General features: G+C 59.9%; 12 protein-coding genes and 1 rRNA gene. 7 read left to right on the top strand and 6 right to left on the bottom strand.

Features of this window, described 5'->3' with window-relative positions:
- The first annotated feature begins 139 nt into the window (after positions 1-139).
- The 4 genes from rrf (at position 140) to CPH89_RS13790 (ending at position 4,062) form a co-directional block, all read left to right on the top strand.
- Positions 140-255: ribosomal RNA gene (rrf, locus tag CPH89_RS13775) — 5S ribosomal RNA — on the top strand.
- 241 nt (positions 256-496) lie between these two features.
- Positions 497-1,156: a paraquat-inducible protein A gene (locus CPH89_RS13780; protein ID WP_053254200.1), complete on the top strand. Its 660-nt coding sequence runs from the start codon at positions 497-499 to the stop codon at positions 1,154-1,156.
- Positions 1,143-1,766, top strand: coding sequence for a paraquat-inducible protein A (locus CPH89_RS13785; protein WP_053254201.1), 624 nt, complete (start codon positions 1,143-1,145; stop codon positions 1,764-1,766). The genes CPH89_RS13780 and CPH89_RS13785 overlap by 14 nt, the downstream gene beginning before the upstream one ends.
- Complete coding sequence (locus tag CPH89_RS13790; protein ID WP_053254202.1) at positions 1,759-4,062, top strand: PqiB family protein; 2,304 nt, start codon at positions 1,759-1,761, stop codon at positions 4,060-4,062. The genes CPH89_RS13785 and CPH89_RS13790 overlap by 8 nt, the downstream gene beginning before the upstream one ends.
- 173 nt (positions 4,063-4,235) lie before the next feature.
- Here the strand turns inward: CPH89_RS13790 and mksF are convergent, their stop codons facing one another.
- The 3 genes from mksF to mksB are packed head-to-tail and all read right to left on the bottom strand — an operon-like array spanning position 4,236 to position 9,062.
- Positions 4,236-7,076 carry an Mks condensin complex protein MksF gene (gene mksF, locus CPH89_RS13795; RefSeq protein ID WP_053254203.1) on the bottom strand — a complete coding sequence of 947 codons (2,841 nt, stop codon included), beginning with the start codon at positions 7,074-7,076 and terminating at the stop codon, positions 4,236-4,238.
- A complete protein-coding gene (gene mksE / locus CPH89_RS13800; protein ID WP_053254204.1) occupies positions 7,073-7,780 on the bottom strand; it encodes an Mks condensin complex protein MksE in 708 nt (235 codons plus the stop codon). The genes mksF and mksE overlap by 4 nt, the downstream gene beginning before the upstream one ends.
- Positions 7,770-9,062, bottom strand: coding sequence for an Mks condensin complex protein MksB (mksB, locus tag CPH89_RS13805; protein ID WP_053254205.1), 1,293 nt, complete (start codon positions 9,060-9,062; stop codon positions 7,770-7,772). Before mksB ends, mksE begins: the two co-directional genes overlap by 11 nt.
- Positions 9,063-9,249: 187 nt before the next feature.
- Between mksB and CPH89_RS13810 the strand changes: the two genes are divergently transcribed.
- Positions 9,250-9,993 (top strand): hypothetical protein, encoded by a 744-nt coding sequence (locus CPH89_RS13810; RefSeq protein ID WP_053254206.1) that lies wholly within the window; start codon positions 9,250-9,252, stop codon positions 9,991-9,993.
- A complete protein-coding gene (gene rimI, locus CPH89_RS13815; RefSeq protein WP_003188286.1) occupies positions 9,986-10,438 on the top strand; it encodes a ribosomal protein S18-alanine N-acetyltransferase in 453 nt (150 codons plus the stop codon). The genes CPH89_RS13810 and rimI overlap by 8 nt, the downstream gene beginning before the upstream one ends.
- Before the next feature lie 118 nt (positions 10,439-10,556).
- Here rimI and CPH89_RS13820 read toward each other — a convergent pair whose 3' ends face one another.
- Positions 10,557-10,961 carry a hypothetical protein gene (locus CPH89_RS13820; RefSeq protein ID WP_053254207.1) on the bottom strand — a complete coding sequence of 135 codons (405 nt, stop codon included), beginning with the start codon at positions 10,959-10,961 and terminating at the stop codon, positions 10,557-10,559.
- 153 nt (positions 10,962-11,114) lie between these two features.
- Here CPH89_RS13820 and can point away from each other — a divergent pair, with 153 nt between their 5' ends.
- Complete coding sequence (can, locus tag CPH89_RS13825; RefSeq protein WP_053254208.1) at positions 11,115-11,759, top strand: carbonate dehydratase; 645 nt, start codon at positions 11,115-11,117, stop codon at positions 11,757-11,759.
- Here can and CPH89_RS13830 read toward each other — a convergent pair.
- The gene (locus CPH89_RS13830) at positions 11,756-12,280 is read right to left on the bottom strand and encodes an SET domain-containing protein (RefSeq protein ID WP_053254209.1); all 525 of its coding nucleotides are present in this window, start codon (positions 12,278-12,280) and stop codon (positions 11,756-11,758) included. The two genes, can and CPH89_RS13830, sit on opposite strands and share 4 nt — an antisense overlap.
- A gap of 146 nt (positions 12,281-12,426) precedes the next feature.
- Positions 12,427-13,596: a hypothetical protein gene (locus tag CPH89_RS13835; protein ID WP_053254210.1), complete on the bottom strand. Its 1,170-nt coding sequence runs from the start codon at positions 13,594-13,596 to the stop codon at positions 12,427-12,429.
- Positions 13,597-13,598: the final 2 nt, after the last annotated feature.

The following is a 13,598-nucleotide window of genomic DNA, read 5'->3' on the forward strand; positions in this document are numbered from 1 at the left end:
TGGAAACAAGCAGAAGCATCAGATTGCGGTGTGTGAAGACGATAGAACCGAAAGTTCGAATTTCACAAAACACCGAAAGCTGTCACATACCCAATTTGCTGAAGCGAGGCCAACTGGTCACGACTCAGTACCCGAATTTCTTGACGACCATAGAGCATTGGAACCACCTGATCCCATCCCGAACTCAGTAGTGAAACGATGCATCGCCGATGGTAGTGTGGGGTTTCCCCATGTGAGAGTAGGTCATCGTCAAGATTAAATTCCAGAACCCCTGTTTGCTAACGCAGACAGGGGTTTTGTTTTGGGCGGTCGAAAAGTGCAAAGGGCTATAGGCATCCACAATGTGCTGACCTGTACGCACGCTGCCTCACCTGCACCATCGCCCCGCGTGTTTTTCGATAGGTCGCTCAATCCTGCCCGACAAATTTGCACAGTTATTTCTGAACCAGACCATTAGAATAGGCACCTAACCTTTTTTAGAATCCGAGCCCTATTTATGCCCGATCCGGTTGATACCCCCGAGGTGTCGGATTTACCACTGGATGATCTGGTGGCATGCCATGAGTGTGACTTGCTGATGCGCAAGCCAACGCTCGCCCTGGGCGAAAAGGCTCAATGCCCACGCTGCGGCTACGAGCTCTACGCTCATCGCCACAACGTCGTTGAACGAAGCCTCGCCTTGGTAATAGCCGCGTTGTTGCTGTACATCCCCGCGAACTTTTTACCGATCATGCAGCTCAATCTACTTGGGCAATCGTCAGAGGACACCGTGTGGAGTGGCGTCGTCGGCCTGTTCGATACCGGTATGCAAGGTGTGGCGGCTGTCGTGTTCCTGTGCAGCATGGGCATTCCCCTGCTCAAGTTGCTCTGCCAATTAGCGGTGCTACTTAGCATTCGCTGGAAGATCGGGCGCAGTTATGGGCTGTTGCTCTATCGCATTTACCATCACTTGAAGGATTGGGGAATGTTGGAGGTCTACTTGATGGGGGTACTTGTCGCGATCGTTAAGCTCGCCGACATGGCTTCTATCACGATTGGCCTGGGGCTGATCTGCTTCGTCAGTCTATTAATCGTTCAGGTTCTGCTTGAGGTGGTGATGTCGCCCCACCAGATCTGGCAGGCATTGGCAGGAGAGGATGATCATGCGGGCGATTGATGCAGGCATTCTGATTTGTACCGAATGCCACGAGTTGAACAAGCAAGAGGCCGACACCGATGAGCAGCTCTGCACGCGTTGCGGTGCACTGATCCATGCCCGTCGCCCCAACAGCCTCATGCGTACCTGGGCGTTACTGATCACTGCGGCGATCTTGTATATTCCCGCTAATTTGTTGCCAATCATGACCGTCAACTCCCTTGGCCAGGGCGACCCCAGTACCATCATGGCGGGGGTGATTCAGTTGGTGCAGCACGGTATGTTTCCCATCGCTGCCGTGGTGTTTATCGCCAGCATCCTGGTACCGACATTCAAACTGGTAGGCATTGGCCTGTTGCTGTTCTCGGTGCAGCGCCACCAACCGCTGTCCGCGCAGCAACGCATCATTATGTACCGCTTTATCGAATTCATTGGCCGCTGGTCCATGCTGGATATCTTCGTGATCGCCATCCTGGTAGCGGTTGTTAACTTTGGGCGACTTGCCAGTGTCGAGGCCAATCTTGGCGCTGCAGCATTCGCCAGTGTGGTGATCTTGACGATGCTTGCCGCAGTAACTTTTGATCCCCGACTGATTTGGGACAACACGGAGTCGGACGACGACCATGAGTGATTTGCCAAAAGCTAAAACCCGCCCAGCTTCCAATTGGTCGGCCATCTGGGTGTTGCCATTGGTTGCGCTGATCATTGGCGGCTGGTTGGGGTGGCGCGCCTATTCCCAGCAAGGCATTGAGATCCAGGTCCGCTTTGAAAGCGGCGAGGGCATCCAGGTCAACAAGACCGAAGTGGTCTACAAAGGCATGACCGTGGGCAAGGTAAAGACGCTGGCTCTGGACGACGAGGGTAGCAATCGCGGTGTGATCGCCACCATTGAGATGAACAAGGATGTCGAGCAATACCTTAAGACCAACACCCGTTTCTGGCTGGTCAAACCCAGCGTCAGCCTCGCCGGCATCACGGGCCTGGAAACCCTGGTCTCGGGTAACTACATTGCCGCCAGCCCTGGCGACGGTGAGCCCACCCGCAAATTCAAGGCGCTCTCCGAAGAGCCGCCTTTGTCAGACGCCAAGCCCGGCCTCCACCTGACCATCAAGGCCGATCGCCTGGGTTCGCTCAACCGTGGCAGTCCGGTGTTCTACAAGCAGATCCAGGTCGGTCAGGTCAAAAGCTACCTGCTGTCCGAAGACCAGAGCACTGTCGAGATCAAGGTCTACATTGAGCCGACCTACGCCAATCTGGTGCGCAAACACACACGTTTCTGGAACGCCAGCGGCATCAGCATCGACGCGAACCTCTCCGGCGTTAAAGTGCGCAGCGAATCCCTCTCCAGCATCGTCGCCGGCGGTATCGCGTTCGCCACACCCGAGAATCGCAAGGACAGCCCACCCACCGACCCGAGTTTGCCCTTCCGCCTCTACGAAGACTTCGACGCTGCCGCAGCCGGCATCAAGGTCAAGGTTAAACTCACTGACTTCGAGGGCCTGCAAGCCGGGCGTACTCCGGTCATGTACAAAGGCATCCAGGTCGGTAGCCTGAAAACCCTGAAGATTGACCCGGACCTCTCCAGTGCCAACGCCGAGCTGACCCTCGATCCGCTCGCCGAAGATTACCTGGTACAGGACACCCAGTTCTGGGTGGTCAAGCCGTCCATCTCCCTGGCGGGTATCACGGGCCTGGAAGCCTTGGTCAAAGGTAACTACATCGCCATTCGCCCCGGCGATAAAGGCAGCGCGCCACAACGCGAGTTCGTCGCGCGTGCCAAAGCGCCCCCGTTGGACCTGCGTTCCCCAGGCCTGCACATGGTGCTGTTCACGGACAACCTCGGCTCCCTGGATGTCGGTAGCCCGATCCTCTACAAGCAGGTCAAAGTGGGTTCGGTGCAGAGCTACCAGTTCTCGCGCAAGAACAAACAACTGGTGATCGGCGTCCACATCGAGAAGGAATACGAGAACCTGGTCAACGGCTCGACGCGTTTCTGGAATGCCAGCGGCGTCACGCTGACCGGCGGCCTCACCGGCGGCATCCAGGTTAAGAGTGAATCCCTCGCCAGCCTGATGGCCGGTGGTATCGCCTTCGAAACGCCGGAACCGAATGTGCCGCTGAAAAAACGCATCCCGCGTTTCCGTCTGTTTGCTGATCGTGAAGCGGCCAATCAACATGGCACCCTCGTGACCATCAAGGTCGATCGCGCCGACGGTTTGCGCCCGGGCACGCCCGTGCGTTTCAAAGGCCTGGATGTGGGCAAGATCGAGCACGTCGACCTCAGCGCCGACATGCAATCCGTGCTGCTCAGCGCGCGTATTACCCAAGTGGCCGATCGGATCGCGCGCGCAGGCAGCCAGTTCTGGGTGGTCAAGCCTGAGCTGGGCCTGATGAAAACCTCGAACCTGGAAACCCTGGTGACCGGCCAATACATCGAAGTGCTGCCCGCCGCGAAAAACCTGGGGCCGCAAAAAAGCTTCGTCGCATTGGACAAGCCGCCGGAGGCTGTTCACCAAGAGGCAGGCCTGAGCCTGGTACTCAGCGCTGCACGCCGTGGCTCGTTGAAAGAGGGCGTCCCGGTCACTTACCGCGAAGTCACTGTCGGCAAAGTCACCGGCTACGAGCTGGGCCAGACCGCCGACCGGGTGCTGATTCACATCCTGATCGAGCCCAAATACGCGCCGCTGGTGCGTGGTGGCAGTCGCTTCTGGAACACCAGCGGTTTTGGACTCGATTTCGGCTTGTTCAAAGGGGCGACGGTTCGCACCGAATCCCTGGAAACCCTCGTCGCCGGCGGCATCGCCTTCGCAACGCCAGACGGCGAGCGCATGGGCAATGCCGCACGCCCACAGCAAACCTTTCCGTTGTTCGACAAGTTCGAAGATGAATGGCTGACTTGGGCGCCTAAAATTCCGCTCGGCAAATAAACCGAGGCGCGGCCTTCGCGAGCAACACCGCTCCCACATTCGACTGCGTTCCTACAGGATAAACGCGGTCAAAAGTGGGGGCGGGCTTGCTCGCGAAGAGGCCCTTAAAAAACACCGCAAAAAAAGGCCGCGATCCATAAGATCGCGGCCTTTTTGCATTTCAGTGCTGTGGATTAAACCTCATCCAGCTCCGGCTCATCCGCCAGCACATTCACCGTTGCGTTGACCGCATCGTGACGACGGATGTACTTCCAGTCCGCCTCATCGATGTAGATGCCATTCGGTCCGCTGCCACCTTCCAGGTCGATCGCCACCTGGGCGGACACCTGCGGTTTCACACTGGCCAGGATTGGCACAAAGCCCAGCTGCAAACTGGTTTCGAGCAGCGCTGCCTGGTTCTTCTCATCGATGTCTGCCGCTTCATCGAGGTAGTACGGCAAGCGCACACGGCCGGCCTGGTCACGGTCCATCAAGTGCAGCAACAAATACATGTTGGTCAGGGCCTTGATGGTCATGGTCGTGCCGTTCGACGCCGCGCCATCGATATCGGTGTGAATCACTGGCTGGCCGTTCACCTTGGTGATCTCGAACGCCAGCTCGAACAGGTCCTTGAGGCCCAACTGGTTATGGTTGGCTGCCACCAGGCGCGCGAGGTATTCCTTGGCCTCTTCGTTCTTGTTGTCCTGCTCGGCGCTCTGGCTGAGGTCGAACACCGACAAGGTCTCGCCTTCTTCATATTGACCGGCACTGTGGATGATCTGGTCGATATGCTTGAGGGCTTCCTTGTTCGGCGCAAGCACGATGCGAAAGCTCTGCAGGTTGGAGACCTGGCGCTTGTTGATCTCGCGGTTGAACAACGCCAGTTGGTGCTCGAGGCTGTCGTAGTCGCTGCGGATATTGCGCAGGGTCCGCGCGATATCGGTGACCGCCGCGCGGCGCGCCTTGCCCAGCGTCAGGGCTTCATCGGTACGGTGCGCATAGGCGTTGATGAGTAGCTGCAGGCGACGCTCCACGTCGTCTTCGCTGTCAAACTTGGCCACACCCTTGAGGCGCACCTGGGCGTAAAGCGCTTCGATCTGGCCGTCGGCGCGCAGCAAACCTTGCCAGCTGTCCTGATAGTCATTGAGCAACGGCAGCAAGTTATCCATGGAGTCGTCGACCGGGTCCATGAACGGCGTGCCGAACGGCAAGTCCGCCGGCAGTAACTGACGGCGGCGCAGCGCGTCATCCAGCGTGCGCTGTTTGGCTTCCATATCGCCGATCTGACGCCCGACCAATTGCAGCTTGGCCGACAGCTGCTGGACGCGCTCGGTAAACGCATCGCTGGAGCGCTTGAGCTCATCCTGCGCCGCTTCCATCTGCGCCAGGTGTTCGAGTTTCTCGCCTTCCTCGGCGCTCAGGGTTTGCGCGCGGCGGAAATCTTCCAAGGCCTTCTGCGCATCCAGCACTTGCTGGTACAGCGCTTCGGTCTGCGTCTTGCTCGCCGCCCGGTCGGAGGCGACGGCCTGTTGCGTCTTGAGCTGCTTGAGTTCTTTTTCCAGGCGTTCTTTCTGGTCACGCAACGCCGCGCGATCCGCCAGCGCCTGCAATGCAGGTGGTTCGATGTGGGAAATGTCGATAGACAGCCCCGGCACTTCGAAACGCTCGCCTTTGAAGCCGTCGAGGATCTGCTCCAGGGATTTGACCCACTGGCCGTCCTCATCCAGCGTGATGCCGTGTTCGCCCAATGGCAGGCTGAACAACGAACTGTTGAACAGACGCATCAGACGCTCGACGTCCTGCTGTGAGAATTCTTCACGCAGTTTGGCGTAGCTGTTGTTGTCCGCGTGATCGAGTTGCTGCTTGACCGACTTCAGGCGTTTTTCCAGGTCGCGCAAACGCTCGTCCAGATCCTCGGCGCTGAACTGCCGCGACTGCGCCAGGGCGCCAGCGAGTTCATCGTGGGCATCTTTGGCCGCCAGCAATTGCTGCTCCAGCACCTTGACGTCATCCACCAGTGCAAAGCGATGCTTGAGTACCGACAGCTCGCCCAACCAGCGCTGGATGCCGCTGATTTCCCGTTCCAGGCGCATCAGCTCCTGCGTGCCGCCACGCTGATCGTTTTGCAGCGCGTCCTGCTCGTTGCGGTAGTGCTCGGCCTGGATCGTCAGCTCTTCCTTGCGCGCACTGGCGTAGTCCGACCACGTGCCGAGCAGCGAGTCCAGCAGCGGCGACAGGCGATGCAATTTGCCGCGCAGAATGTCGCGCTGTTTTACGCCATTGGCGAGCGCTTCAACCAACGGCCCGGCGGCCACCAGCGAGTTGTAATCCTGCTCCATGCGTCGTACATCGCGGAAGGCTTCTTCGCACGCGGCGATGTAATCGACACTGCCGGAACGCAAGCTGTGTTCGAAAGCATCCAGGAACAGCTGCTTGAGCTTGGCCGCGGTGATTTCGCGCATGTGCAACAGGTTGATAAACAGCGCGCGGAAGGTCTTCAAGCTCTGCTCGCTGGTGGAGCGCAGCGGAATCAGGGTCAGGTCGAGCGGCACCGACGTGTGGCCACCCACCAATAAACGGCGCAGTTCATCCGGCTTGAGTTCGTAGGCTTTCAGGCCTTCGCGTTCAAGGTTGGTGAACAACTCTTTCTGGCGCAGGCACGTGTCGTTTTTCTGGTAGTGGGCCAGGTCAAGCTTGCCGGCGTAGGCAAAGAACTGGTGACCGAAACCACCGCCCGGGCCGCGCCCGACCACGCCGATTACGTGGGGGCCGTGGGGCAGCGAGACTTCCACGAGGATGTAGCTGGTGTCAGTGGCAAAGTAGAAGCGCCGCGATTGCTCCAGGGTGTACTTGCCAAAACTCATGTCCGACATGCGCGCCAGAATCGGAAACTGCAGGGCGTTGATCGAAGCGGATTTACCCAGGTTATTCGCGCCGTATACCGACAGCGGCTCTTCCAGCGGGAACAACCCCAAGCTGTAGCCGGCGGTGTTCAATAGGGCGAAGCGGCGGATGCCGTAGCGTTCCTTACTCATGCGTCGGTCTCCTGTTCTTCGGCAATGGCACGTGCCAGGGCGTCTTCTTCGCTTTCGTCCGAGAAGTCACTCAAGTCGAGGGGGTCATCGGTCTTCAACAGTTTTTCGTCGCTGTCTTCATCGATGATCACCGGCGCCGGCAATGGCAACACGCTGTGCACGCTGGCGGCGAGGTCGCGGTCCTGCTGCACCGACAGGCACACATCGAGGAAGCGGTGCATCGGCGGCAGGAAGCGATAGATACCGTTGTCCTCGCTGGCGAAACCCAGCTGGGTCATGCGGCGCATGATTTTTTCTTCGAGCTCTTCCTGGGTTTGCACTTCGGCCTGAATAAACAGGTCGCGGTACTTCTCCAGCAACGATGGCAACTCATCGCGGCCCAGGCTGCCGCCGTCGAGCACGGCGATCGGGTCGCGGCCCTGGTCGGCCAGGTGCTCGACGATGATGAAGGTAAACAACGCCAGGCGCTGGGCGGTCTTGTTCACCTGCGCGCTGGCAATGGCGGAGTCCGGCACGAAGTAGTAGAAACCGCGCGTATCGCAGACCAGTTCGAAGCCCAGTGCCTTGAACAGCGTGCGGTACTGGTCCTGGAAGTTCGACAGCTGTGCGTACAGCTCCGGGTCACGGCGGCTGACGTGGTAACCCTTGAACAGCTCGCGAAAGATCGGCGCCAGCTGGGACAGTTCGGAGAGATCAAGATGCATGCGAAGTCCTTACAGAAGCGGTGCTCGCAGAGGTGTCGGCGGCGTCAGGCGTGGCCGGGAGCAGGGCGAATGAGCGCAGGCTGACCTGGTGCTCGTGTGTGTGGTAATCGCGGCGTTCCAGGCGTTCGCGCTTGAAACGTTTCTCGCGTGAGAGTCGCGAGAACCAGTACAGCAATTCGTCGGTGGCCCCGTCCGGCTCCTGCTCCAGCAGCCAGGTCATCAGGTCCGGCATCGGCAGCGCGTCTTCGCAGCGTTCGAGCATTTCCTTGACCGTGCGCGGTGCACGCTGGGCTTCGCCCTTGTGGGATTTGTGCGCCTTGGGGAACCGCGCTGGTTTAGGCTCGAAATTCGCCAGGGCATACACATACGCTTCGACCTGACTGGCGCTGCCAAGGAAGGTGCTTTGCGGCCGAGTGAACATCGGCATCGCTGCCTGTGGCACCGCGTCCAGGCCTTTACGGCGGATGGCCGACAGCGCCAACGCCGCGCCACGGGTCACGGCGTTGTGCCGACGTGCTTCTTCACGCAGCGGCAGCAGCAGTTCGCGGGCATGACGCAAGGTCAGCTGGGCGCTGGTCTGCATTTCGAGGATGCGCGCGTGGGTGCGCAGCAGCATGTCATCGTCCACCAGGTGGCCAAGGCGCTGTTGCTCGGTCAGCATGCGCAACAGCACGTTTTCGACCTTGCGCACGCCTTGCTCGAAGGCGCCGTCGGCGTTCACCAGTTGGATCATTGGTTCGACATATTCGTCCCAGGTTGCCAAGACCTCGGCATAACGCTGGCGCAACGGGATCTGGCGGTCGCTGGTCTTGGCGCGGTCGGCCACGGCAGCGAGGGCCTGTTCGTCGTTGGCGAGTTTTTTCAGCACATCGCGTACGCGCATATCCAGCAGGCGCAGTTGACGGGCCAGGTCGTGGCCGTCGCGGATGTCGAAGGCGTCCTGGATGTAGCCGGCCAGGCGCTCGAGGTGGCGCAGGTAGGCTTCGATTTCCAGGCACAGGCCAAGCCGGTGCTCCTTGCGAAGATAAGCCAGGAAGTCGTGGATCTGTGCATTGAGCTCGAAACGGTTCGGGCTCTTGGCCACAGGCACCAGGATATCCAGGCGAATCCACACGTCCAGCAGGCTGGTGATGTCCTGGGGCGTGCTGTCCAGTTGTTGGGCGGCCAGTTGTGCGCGCAGCTCGCCAAGGCTCAAGGTGCCTTGGTCAAAGTGTTCGCACAGTGGCTCAAGTAAGGCCCAGTGTTCGGCGAGGGCGCGCAGGACGCGCTTGGGTTCGATCATGGGAATGGCCGGCTGGTTGGCGATTAAAAGTCGCGATTGTACTGCATCAGGCGCGGGATTTATCCACAGCCGGTCAGTGCGCAGTGGGCGATTGTTAGCGAACAGCGGTAGAATCCCCGCTCTTTACTTATCCACAAGTGGCCGAGCTGTGCTTATCGAGTCCCGACGTCGCGCTTACTTGACCGCCATGCAGGTGGTCAACTGGCTGCCCCGCACCGAACTGCCGTTTGCCGCCCCATCGCGGCCCGAGCTGCTGCAGGCGCCTGAGCCCTATGAGGCGTTCGAGGTTTCAGGCGAGGAGGCGGCCGCGCCGGTGGCGGTGGCCAAGCCGGTACCCGAGGCGCGTCCTGTGGTCGAACGGGCGAAGGTCGAAGTACCGCGCCCGTCACCGGTCGCCAAACCCGTGGTGGCCGAAGAGGCCACGCCGGTGGTCAAGGCCCCGGTGGTGCCGCCGCCACGCTTTGCCCTGCAATTGCTGCGGGCGGGGCGTTGCCTGCTGTTGGTGGAATTGCCCACCGGCGAACGCTTCCAGACCCGCGACCCGGCCTACATGCTGCTAAAAGACATGCTGCGCGCCGCCGGCCTGCCTGACAGCCCGCAAATCGTCGGCGACCCGGTGCGCTGGCCATTGTTGGTGCGCGGCACCATGGACCAGGGCCCGGAAGCCGCGCGGGATTTTGTGCAAGGTTTTGTATCGGCGCGCCTGGAAGACGAACCCTGCGTGTGCCTGTGGTTGATCGGCCTGCCCGCTGTGCGTTTTGCCGGCGAAGCGAATGCCGAAGCCTGGTACCGCGAACTGCAGGTCGAAGGTCTGGGCTCGGTATGGGCCCTGCCGGGCCTGGAATTATTAATGGAAGAGCCACAGCGTAAGGCTGATGTCTGGCAAGCCATGCGCCGGCTGATGGCGCGCTGGAAAACAACCGATGAGTGAGGCTTTATCCTTCCGCCCGATGACCGAGGCCGACCTCGACGCGGTGCTGAAAATCGAATACGCGGCGTTCAGCCATCCCTGGACTCGCGGGATTTTTCTCGACGGGCTGGGCAAATACCAGATCTGGCTGATGTTCGAGGGCGAGCAGCAAGTGGGCCACGGTGTGGTGCAAATCATCCTTGATGAAGCGCATTTGCTGAATATCACCGTCAAGCCGGAAAACCAGGGCCGTGGTTTGGGCCTGGCGCTGCTGGAACACTTGATGTCCCGCGCGTATGCCGCCAACGCCCGGGAATGCTTCCTGGAAGTACGTGACAGCAACACCGGCGCGTTCCGTCTGTATGAGCGCTACGGTTTCAACGAGATCGGCCGTCGACGCGATTACTACCCCGCCGTGGGTGGGCGCGAAGACGCAGTCGTGATGGCCTGCACCTTGGTCGATTGAACACCTAACCCATGTGAGAGCCGGGCTTGCCCGCGATAGCCGTGTTGGATTCACTGCCGCCATCGCAGGCAAGCCAGCACCCACAGGGGCCCCATTTCACAATGAGGCCTGTGGTGTGTCAGCGGTTGCCGTCTACCGGGTCGAGATCAGCCAACTCGGCTTCATCCAACCCATTGCCGCCGCCGATCTCGTCTTCATCGACGATGCTCAGATCGTAATCCGCCGGGCTGTCTTCACCTTCCTCCCGCGCATCCCGGGCGCCGTCCTCATGAATCAGCGTTTCCGGGCTCATGTCATCATCGGTGGGTTCGTGGTCCTGCGTTGAAGCGCCGGTCATTCCGGCTTCGCGAACCCGCTCGTCGGGCATCAGGTGCTCACGCTCACCCGCTGGGAGTTCGTCGCCGATTTCCGCCGTCGGCTCTTCCTCGTCAAAATTCAGCTCGCGTATCGAGCCCATGCGGTCTTCATTGTCATCAATCGGTTCCGGCTGTGTAGCGCCGTAGGGACGTCGTGAATCTGTCATGGCCAATCCTCATGCTGTGGGGCTTATAGTGTGTGGACAGGCACGGCTCCCCAAAGATTCAAGCTAATTAACACCGGTCTATTCTTGAACCGGGCGTGACCCGGACGGGCGGTCGTCTGTCAAAGCTGCGCATCATTCCTGAGGCTTTCCCTGATGAACGAACTACAAGACCTGCTTGATAACAACGAACGCTGGGCGGATGCGATCAAACAGGAAGATCCCGAATTCTTCGCCAAGCTCGCCCGCCAGCAAACCCCGGAATACCTGTGGATCGGCTGCTCCGACGCCCGTGTACCGGCCAACGAAATCGTCGGCATGCTGCCCGGTGATCTGTTTGTGCACCGCAACGTGGCCAACGTGGTATTGCACACCGACCTCAATTGCCTGTCGGTGATCCAGTACGCGGTCGACGTGCTCAAGGTCAAACATATCCTCGTGACTGGCCACTACGGCTGCGGCGGCGTGCGTGCGTCCATGCAGGACCGCCAGTTCGGCCTGATCGACGGCTGGCTGCGCACCATTCGTGACCTCTACTACGAAAACCGCGAGCTGTTGGCCCAGTTACCCACTGAAGAAGAGCGCGTCGACCGCCTTTGCGAGCTGAACGTGATTCAACAGGTGGCCAATGTGGGTCATACCAGCATTGTGCAAAACGCCTGGCACCGTGGGCAGAGCCTGTCGATCCATGGCTGTATCTATGGCATCAAGGACGGTCGTTGGAAGAGCCTGAACACCACGATCAGTGGTTTCGAGCAACTGCCACCGCAATATCGCTTGCGGCCAGTGGGCGAGGTCTAAGGCCGTTTGCGCTGCCGCCACTGGGTCATGAAGGCCTGACCGTCGGCGTTCAAGGGTTCTGCACTGCCGGTGATCCACCCCCGGCAGTTCAGCTCGCCGCATTGGCAAGCGAACTGCCGGAACAGCGTGTCCTCGGTATTGGCGTAGTCCGTCGTCAGCAGGTCGCCTGCAGCGATGGCTTGCACCGTCCAGACTTCCAGGTACGTGGCATCGAAAAACACATTCGGGTTGCACGAGTGCGAGAGCAGGCCGCTGAACCACGGGTCATACAAGTGAATGCGTGATGACAGTTGCAGGGTATGCAAGCGGCGTTCGCTCAGGGCGTAGCCGGAAACTCTGGCAATGCGCGTGCGGCTGTCAAAGGCAACGCACGCCTTGATGCTGGCACCCGGCCCAGTTGCGTCCTGTACCACCTGGAAGTGGGCGTTCGAGGGGTAACCGTGTTCAACGAGCACTGTCTTGAACGGGTAAAGGCCGTCACTCACAGCGGTTTTAGCCTGATCCATGGCTTGAGTCTTCATAACTCTCCTGGGTTGGGCTGCATCGACCTGCGAAGGGGGCTGACTACCAGTCTTGCAGCGGATGGGTGCGGCCCAAGATTCGCTGAAGTTGGATCCGATTTCTACTGTCAAATCTGACAGTAGAAATCGGTTATAGCGTGCTCGGCTTACAGCGCCGGGGCTAGGACAGCCGGGGTTGGAGTGGCGTCCTTCAGTTGTTTCAACTGAGCCTTGATGACGGGTGTGGCGCACTTGGCGTTGGCTTGCTCGGGGGGCAGATTGCGCACCGAGGTGTAGAACAACTCACAGGTCTGTTCCTTGCGCGTGACCTGCCAGGTATTCATGCACGCCTTGAGCAGTACATTCGCATCGCTGGCGGGTTTCTGCCCCATGCCGGCTTGCCAGCACGCGGCGCTCAGGTCCTGCCCCATCACCTTCAAGCCGGCCTCATCGGCTTTCTGTTCATTACCGTCGTAAGTTGCCGGATCTGCTGCGTACCAGATGTAACTCGGGTGGTTGGCGCCCAGTACCGACACGGTCTTGCCCGCTGTCGGGCTGATCTGCGCCAGGCCCAGCACACCCACAGTCTGGCCATATTGTTGCTTGATCCAATTACGCACCGGCGCGCCGAACGCCACCATTGGCAACGAGCCATTGGCGCGCAGGCTCAACTCCCTGACCATGCGTGTCTGGTAATCGGCGAAGTAGCCGTAAACGTTTTCGAGGTCCTTGCCCGCATTAGAGGGCGCGGCGATCGGCGCGATATCGATGATGGTCTGATAGGCCGGTGTTTCGGTGGCGGGGATGCCATTGTCGGTGAGCAACGTGGCCCAGCGGTCGGTGGTCGCCGATTCCAGGTAATCCTGGGCCTGGGTCAGCGAATAGTCCGGCGGGAAGTGCAGCAGTTCGATGCTCTTGCGATTTTCCAGGGCCATGCCCAGCGGCAGGAACAGGTACCAGTTGTAAGCCCACTTGCCGTCGCTGTTGAGCTTGCTGGCGCCTTGGTAGGCCAGGTCGGCGGTGTTGAGCAGCGTGGTCAGTGGCTGGCCATAGTGGTCGGGCACGCCGCTGAACGTGGCTGAGACCTGGCCGTCATGGGTTTTTACACTGACCTTGGCGCGGCTATAACCGTCGCGCAGCAGGCTTTGGTTCAGATAGTGCTCGGCGGTCTGCTCCAGCGTCCATGGCCGAAAGCAGATCACGTTGCAGTTATTGGGGAACGCAAACAACTGGGTGACCCGCTGCGTGCTGCCCAATGGTACTTCGATGTCGGCCTGTACGACCGCACTGGCGAGCAGTGCGGCCAGGGTGAAGGACAGCCTGGTCGGTTTAAACATAG

The sequence above is a fragment of the Pseudomonas fluorescens genome, from assembly GCF_900215245.1.
Taxonomy (GTDB): domain Bacteria; phylum Pseudomonadota; class Gammaproteobacteria; order Pseudomonadales; family Pseudomonadaceae; genus Aquipseudomonas; species Aquipseudomonas fluorescens.

Coding starts and splice junctions, on each gene's coding strand:
- CPH89_RS13780 (WP_053254200.1), top strand. CDS start 497: ATGCCCGATCCGGTTGATACCCCCGAGGTGTCGGATTTACCACTGGAT.
- rimI (WP_003188286.1), top strand. CDS start 9,986: ATGAGTGAGGCTTTATCCTTCCGCCCGATGACCGAGGCCGACCTCGAC.
- CPH89_RS13830 (WP_053254209.1), bottom strand. CDS start 12,280: ATGAAGACTCAAGCCATGGATCAGGCTAAAACCGCTGTGAGTGACGGC.
- can (WP_053254208.1), top strand. CDS start 11,115: ATGAACGAACTACAAGACCTGCTTGATAACAACGAACGCTGGGCGGAT.
- CPH89_RS13810 (WP_053254206.1), top strand. CDS start 9,250: ATGCAGGTGGTCAACTGGCTGCCCCGCACCGAACTGCCGTTTGCCGCC.
- CPH89_RS13790 (WP_053254202.1), top strand. CDS start 1,759: ATGAGTGATTTGCCAAAAGCTAAAACCCGCCCAGCTTCCAATTGGTCG.
- mksF (WP_053254203.1), bottom strand. CDS start 7,076: ATGAGTAAGGAACGCTACGGCATCCGCCGCTTCGCCCTATTGAACACC.
- mksE (WP_053254204.1), bottom strand. CDS start 7,780: ATGCATCTTGATCTCTCCGAACTGTCCCAGCTGGCGCCGATCTTTCGC.
- CPH89_RS13835 (WP_053254210.1), bottom strand. CDS start 13,596: ATGTTTAAACCGACCAGGCTGTCCTTCACCCTGGCCGCACTGCTCGCC.
- CPH89_RS13785 (WP_053254201.1), top strand. CDS start 1,143: ATGCGGGCGATTGATGCAGGCATTCTGATTTGTACCGAATGCCACGAG.
- CPH89_RS13820 (WP_053254207.1), bottom strand. CDS start 10,961: ATGACAGATTCACGACGTCCCTACGGCGCTACACAGCCGGAACCGATT.
- mksB (WP_053254205.1), bottom strand. CDS start 9,062: ATGATCGAACCCAAGCGCGTCCTGCGCGCCCTCGCCGAACACTGGGCC.